Annotated in this window: 3 protein-coding genes and 1 pseudogene; 3 read left to right on the top strand and 1 reads right to left on the bottom strand. The window is 73.5% G+C overall.

Going from position 1 to position 6,243, the window contains the following annotated elements:
• On the top strand, positions 1-715 hold a 715-nt coding region (locus JAO81_RS34125; protein ID WP_199551855.1), incomplete at its 5' end, for a helix-turn-helix domain-containing protein.
• Positions 716-721: 6 nt separating this feature from the next.
• On the opposite strand, the gene JAO81_RS34120 is transcribed toward JAO81_RS34125, so the two are convergent.
• The gene (locus JAO81_RS34120) at positions 722-1,300 is read right to left on the bottom strand and encodes a TetR/AcrR family transcriptional regulator (protein WP_199551854.1); all 579 of its coding nucleotides are present in this window, start codon (positions 1,298-1,300) and stop codon (positions 722-724) included.
• A 97-nt stretch (positions 1,301-1,397) separates the two neighbouring features.
• Here JAO81_RS34120 and JAO81_RS34115 point away from each other — a divergent pair, with 97 nt between their 5' ends.
• Both JAO81_RS34115 and JAO81_RS34110 read left to right on the top strand, forming a co-directional pair.
• Entirely contained in the window at positions 1,398-2,942 is a 1,545-nt protein-coding gene (locus tag JAO81_RS34115) for an MFS transporter (protein ID WP_199551853.1), read from the top strand.
• Positions 2,943-3,139: 197 nt separating this feature from the next.
• Positions 3,140-6,180 (top strand): annotated as a pseudogene (locus JAO81_RS34110) (AAA family ATPase).
• Positions 6,181-6,243: the final 63 nt, after the last annotated feature.

The raw sequence follows: 6,243 nt of genomic DNA, 5'->3' as shown, positions 1-6,243 counted from the left end.
GCGGCGGGCCGTGGGGGTGGCCGCGCTGCGGGCCGCCCGGGGGCCCGGCGCCGACGATCTGCCCGCCGTCGCCTGCGCCACCCCCTGGCCGGGCGCCAAGGAACAGGGGACCCGCCCGCCCGGCACCGTCGCCGCCTGCACCGTCCCGCCGGCCGCGGACGACGAAGGGCCGACGATGTTCGCCGCCCTGGTGCGGGTCCGCGCCACCGACGCCCTCTCCCCCGCCCACTCGACGGCGACGCGCCTGCTCACCACGGCTCCCGCGGGTGCCTCGGCCGGTATCGGGGGCGCGCGCCGCGGGCTCGCCGAACTGCCGGAGGCCTGGCGCGAGGCGCTCGCCGCCGCACGTACCGCTGCCGCGCGGCACCTGGCCGGCCACGCCAAGTCCCCGCGTACGAAGGAAAGCGTGGCGGCGATCGCCGAGTGGTCCGCGCTCGGCCCGTACCGCCTGCTGACCGCCCTGCCGGCGGGCGCCGCGCAGGACCCGGCGGTCACCGCGCTGCTGCGGCACCCCGAACTCGCCCACACCGCCGAGGTGTTCCTCGACCACGCGGGCCAGGCCGGACGGACCGCGGCGGCGCTCGGCATCCACCGGCAGACGCTCTACTACCGGCTCTCGCGCATCGAGCAGCTCACCGGCCTCGACCTGGACGACGGCGAGGACCGGCTGCTGCTGCACATGGCGCTCAAGGCGGCGCGCCTGCAAGGGAGTTGAGGGCTCCTACGACGCGGCGCCCGCCGCCTTGATCACGCGGCGCAGCCCCTCCGTCAGCTCCTGTGCGCTCGGCGCCGTCTCCGGTGCGAACGAGTACTGGGCGATGAGCCCGGTCATCAGCGTCGTGAGGAACTTGCCCAGCGTCGCGACCTCGTCATCGGAGACCGTGGACTCCTCGACGCCCATCAGCATCGCGATGAACCCCCGCCCGCCCTCGGACTGCGCCTTCGCCAAGTAGTCCCGTACGGCGGGCATCTGGTCGCCCATCGCGATGATCTCGATGCTGAGCCGCCATACGGAGTCCGGCTCCTTCATGGTCGCGACGACCCCGCCCCAGACCTCCTCGAAGCGCTCGAGCGAACCGGGCGGCGTCGCGAAGCTCGCCTGCTCCCAGTCGTCGGACGCCCCGCTGACCAGCGCGATGTACGCCTCCGCGAGCAGCGCGTCCTTCGACCCGTAGTGATAGCCGATCGACGCGAGATTCGTCCCCGACTCCTTGACGATGTCGCGCGCCGTGGTGCGCACGAAGCCCTTGGCCAGCAGACAGCGCTTCGCGCCTTCGAGCAGATCCTCACGGTGTCCCATGCGGGACAGCCTACCCAGCGCGCAGACGCACGTACAAGACGACCGTTTTACACACTCGTACTAGACAAGCGTTTAGGACGTACGTACAGTCGCTGCCATGACGAACTCACCGGGCACCACCACGACCCACGACCCGGCACCCGAGCGGGCAACTCGCAAGGAATGGACGGCACTCGGGGTCCTGATGCTGGCCCTGATGCTGGTGTCCATGGACGTCTCGGTCCTCTACTTCGCCATCCCCTCGATCACCGCCGATCTGGAGCCGACCGGCACCCAGCAGCTGTGGATGTTCGACATCTACGCCTTCGTCCTGGCCGGCCTGCTGATCACCATGGGCTCGCTCGGCGACCGGATCGGACGGCGCAGGCTGCTGATGACGGGGGCCGCGGCCTTCGGGGCGGCCTCGGTGCTCGCGGCGTACGCCGACAGCGCGGAGACGCTGATCGCCGCCCGCGCGCTGCTCGGGATCGGCGGCGCCACCCTGATGCCGTCGACGATGGCGCTGATCAGGAACATGTTCCGCAATGCCGGTGAGCGCGCCAAGGCGATCGGCATCTGGCAGACCGTGCTGGTCTCGGGTGTCGCGCTCGGTTCGGTGATGAGCGGCATCCTGGTCGAGCACTTCTGGTGGGGCTCGATCTTCCTGGTCAACCTGCCCGCGATGGTGCTGCTTCTCGTCCTCGCGCCGGTCCTGATCCCCGAGTTCAAGGACCCGGATCCCGGGCGCTTCGACTGGATCGGCGTGCCGCTGTCGATGGCCGCCGTACTGCCGGTCGTCTACGGCCTCAAGGAGATCGCCGCCGAGGGCATCGAGCTCTCCTACGTGGCCTCGGTGGCGGTCGGGCTCGTCTTCGCCGCGCTGTTCGTGCACCGTCAGCGGACCGCCGCATCGCCGATGATCTCGCCCGCCCTCTTCCGGGGCCGCAACGGCTTCGGCTCGGCCATCTCGCTGATCCTGATCTCGTCCCTGACGATGATGGGCTCGGCGTACTTCACGACGCAGTACCTGCAGTCCGTGCTCGGGATGTCCGCGATGGAATCCGCGCTCTGGGCCCTGCTGCCGTCCGTACTGATCGGCTTCGCCGCGCCCGTCGCGACCGTGCTCGTGCAGCGCGGCATGAACCGGGCGCATGTCGTCGCCACGGGGTTTTTGATCTCGGCCGCGGGCTTCGCCCTCCTCCTGTTCGTCGGTACAGACTCGCTGTGGGTCGTCCTGGTCGCCGCGGGTGTCCTCGCGAGCGGTGCCGTGATCGTCGGCTCCCAGCTGACCGACCTGGCGCTCGGTGCCGCACCGGCCGAGCGGGCGGGCAGCGCCTCCTCGCTCGTCGAGACGGGCAATGAGTTCGGCGGGGCGATCGGCATGGCGCTGCTCGGCTCGATCGGTAACGCGGTGTACCACGCCCGGATGCCGGACGCGGCCCCGGCTGTGGCCCGCGAAACGCTCGGCGGAGCGACGGTGGTGGCCCAGGAACTGCCCGAGCGCGCGGGCACGGCCCTGCTGACCACGGCACGGGAGGCCTTCACCAGCGGGATGCACGTCGCGGCGGTGGCGGCGATGGTGCTCCTGATCGGCGCGGCGCTGGCGGCTTCGGCGGCGCTGCGGCGGGTGCGGGTGGTGGAACTCAGCCCCTCCGGCGTCTGAGCAGATCGAACGGAGTCCGGATGGGGGGCTCCGGGGCGGAACCGGGAAGGGTGGGGCGGGGAAGGGTGGGGCGGGGAAGGGGCGGGGCGCGGAAGGGGCGGGGCGCGGAAGGGGCGGGGCGCGGAAACAGCCACCCGCAGGCGCCCCCACCCGGAATTCCCTGCAGCCCACCACGCCGCACATGCCAGGATGGGCGAGTGGCTCAGATATTCGATACGCCGTTCATCGGCCGGGCGGACGAACTGGCCCGGCTCACCGGCGTGGTGGACCGGGCCGCATCCGGCGACCCCCGCGCCGTCCTCGTGGCCGGCGACGCGGGTGTGGGCAAGACCCGCACCCTGACCGAGGCCGCCGCGCACGCCGCCGCCACCGGCACCACCGTCCTGACCGGCCACTGCATGGACCTCGGGGACGTGGGCCTGCCCTACCTCCCGTTCACGGAGCTCCTCGGCGCGGCGGCCGCCGACGAACGGTTCGCCCCCGCGTTCGCCGCGCACCCCGCGGTGAACCGGCTGCTGGGCGCGGCCTCCGGGACCGGCTCCGCACAGGACCCCGGCAGCCGCCTCCAGCTCTTCGAGGGCGTCACCGCGCTCCTCGCCGAGCTGGCCGAACAGGCTCCGCTGCTCCTTGTCATCGAGGACCTCCACTGGGCGGACCAGTCCTCCCGCGATCTGCTCCGCTTCCTGCTCAGCCGGGGCGTGCTCCAGCGGCCCGTGCCCGGCGGCCCGCCCCGCCGCCTCGCGATTCTCGCCTCGTACCGCTCGGACGATCTGCACCGCCGCCACCCGCTGCGCCCCCTGCTCGCCGAGCTGATCCGGCTGCCCGCCGTCGACCGCCTGGAGCTGCGCCCGATGGGCGACGCGGACGTGGCGCGGCTCGTGCGCGGGCTGCGCACGGGCCCGCTCTCCGACAGCACGGTCGGCCGCATCGTCGAACGTGCCGAGGGGAACGCCTTCTACGCCGAGGAGTTGCTCGCCGCGCTGCCCGGCGACGGCGACCCCGGCTCCCCCGCGATGCCCGGCGACCAGGGCGGTCCGGGTGACCTGGGCGGCCTTGGCAGCCTGGTCGATGTGCTGCTCATCCGGATCGAGCAACTGACGGACACCGCCCAGCAAGTGCTGCGCACCGCGGCCGTGGCGGGCCGCACGGTCGGTCACGACCTGCTGCGCGACGCCGTCCAACTGCCGCAGGAGGAGCTGGAGTCGGCGCTGCGCGAGACGGTCGGGCGACAGCTGCTCGTACCGGGTGACGATGCGACGTACTCGTTCCGGCACGCCCTCATCCGCGAGGCCGCGTACGCGGACCTGCTGCCCGGCGAGCGGGTCAGGCTGCACGGGGTGTTCGCCAAGCTCCTTGCCCGGGAGGACCGTTCGGGGCAGAGCGCCGCGGAGCGCGCCCATCACTCGCGCGAGAGCCACGACCTGCCCGATGCCCTGACGGCCTCCTTGGAGGCCGCCGACCACGCCAAGGGCGTCGGCGCGCCCGCCGAGGAGCTGCGCCATCTCGAGGCCGCGCTCGACCTGTGGACCGCGGTCGACGCGGCCGCCCGCCCCGAGGCCGGCGACGCGGTCAGCCTCACCTTGCGCGCTTCGGCCGCCGCCGCCCACGCCGGTGACCCTCATCGCGGCGTGCAGCTCGCCCGCTCCGCGCTCGCCCAGACCGGCGCGGACTCCGACTCCGAACTCGCCGCCCGGATCCGCTACACCCTCGCGTTCAGGCTCCTGCGGATCGATCACCTCAAGGCCGCCTTCACGTACAGCACCGAGGCACTGTCCCTGATCCCGGCCGAGCCGCCGTCGCCCACCTGGGTGTGGGCGGCCGCGACCCATGTCATGGCGGCCCGGTACGTGGGGCGGGACGAGGACGCCGAGCGCGTCGGCCGGCAGGCGCTCGACGCCGCGGAGCGGCTCGGACTGAGCGACGCCCAGGCCGACTTGATGATCTCGCTGGTCGGTATGGAAGAGCACAACCGGAGTTCCGAGAAGGGCCGGGACAGGCTGCGCGGGGCCCGTGAGCTGGCCCGCGCCGCCGGAAATCTCCCGGTGGAGATGCGGGCGCTCTACAACGTCGCGATCGGCTGTTACGAGTCCGGGGATCTGGACGCCTGCCTGGCCTGGAGCGGCGAAGGGCTCGGCCTCGCCCGTCGCGCGGGTCTGCTCTCCTCCCCGTACGGTCTGGAGCTGCGCTATATGCAGTCCCTGCTGCTCTACACGCTCGGCCGCTGGGACGAATGCGCGCGGGCGGCCGCCGCGGATTCCGAACTGCTCCCGGAGGCAGGCGGGTTCGCGACCGCTCCCGCGCTGTACGTCGCCCTCGCGCGCGGCGAGTTCGACCGGGCCGTGGGCACCGCGCGCGCCCTGTTCGAGGGCAGCACCTCCGACTGGATGGCGATGCTGGTCGCGAGTGTCGTCCTGACCGATGCCGCGGCGTTGCGCGGTGACGCCGAGGCCTGCGTACGGCAGCTGCACGCATCGGTCGAGGCGCTCGCGGAAGGCTCGGGCGTCGACCGGCCCGATGTGGCGGTGCGGCTGGCCGCGCTGGCCCTGTCGGCGGTCGCGGACCGGGCGGAGGAGTCACGGCTCTCCGGTGACGACGCGGGCGCCGAACACCGGGGGCCCCCGGGGCCCCCGACCGTGGGGGGGGACCCGCGGCCGAGCCGGTGGAGCTGGCGCGGCCGCCGCCCGCCCAGGGAGAGTCGGGAACCGAGCACGGGCCCGAGGGCCTGGCCTGGCTGGCGCGCGCCGAGGCCGAGTCGCTGCGCGCCGCCACCGGTCCGGATGTGGCGGCGTGGGAGCGGGCCGTGACGGCCTTCGGCTATGGCGATCCGTACGAACTGGCCCGATGCCAGTGGCGTTTCGCTCAGGCCCTGCTCACCGCCGACCGGCGCGAAGAGGCCGGCGAGCAGGCGCGCGCGGCCCGGGACACGGCCGAGCGGCTCGGCGCCGGACCGCTGCGCGAGGCCGTGGACGCGCTGATCCGCCGGGGCCGCCTCGCCGACGCGTCGGCGCCGGCGGACCGTATCGCCGCCCTCACCGCGCGGGAGAGCGATGTGCTGCGGCTGCTCGGCCGGGGGCGTACCAACCGTCAGATCGGCGAGGAGCTGTTCATCAGCGGCAAGACGGCGAGCGTCCATGTCTCGAACATCCTCGCCAAGCTGGGGGCCGCGAGCCGCACCGAAGCCGTGGGCATCGCCTACCGCGAGGGCCTGATCGAGCCGGAGACCACCACCTCCCTGTAAGAGCCCGGCGAAGCGAGGGGGGGGGGGGGACGGCCCCCGCGGGGGGGCGCGCCCGCGCCGCCC

Source organism: Streptomyces sp. N35, assembly GCF_016464295.1.
Lineage (GTDB): Bacteria > Actinomycetota > Actinomycetes > Streptomycetales > Streptomycetaceae > Streptomyces.
The sequence above is the reverse complement of the archived record's forward strand: the minus strand, read 5'-3'. Positions and strand labels throughout refer to the sequence as shown.

What these genes read in the sequence shown, in the direction of transcription:
- JAO81_RS34120 (WP_199551854.1), bottom strand. Translation starts at nt 1,300, where the DNA reads ATGGGACACCGTGAGGATCTGCTCGAAGGCGCGAAGCGCTGTCTGCTG.
- JAO81_RS34115 (WP_199551853.1), top strand. Translation starts at nt 1,398, where the DNA reads ATGACGAACTCACCGGGCACCACCACGACCCACGACCCGGCACCCGAG.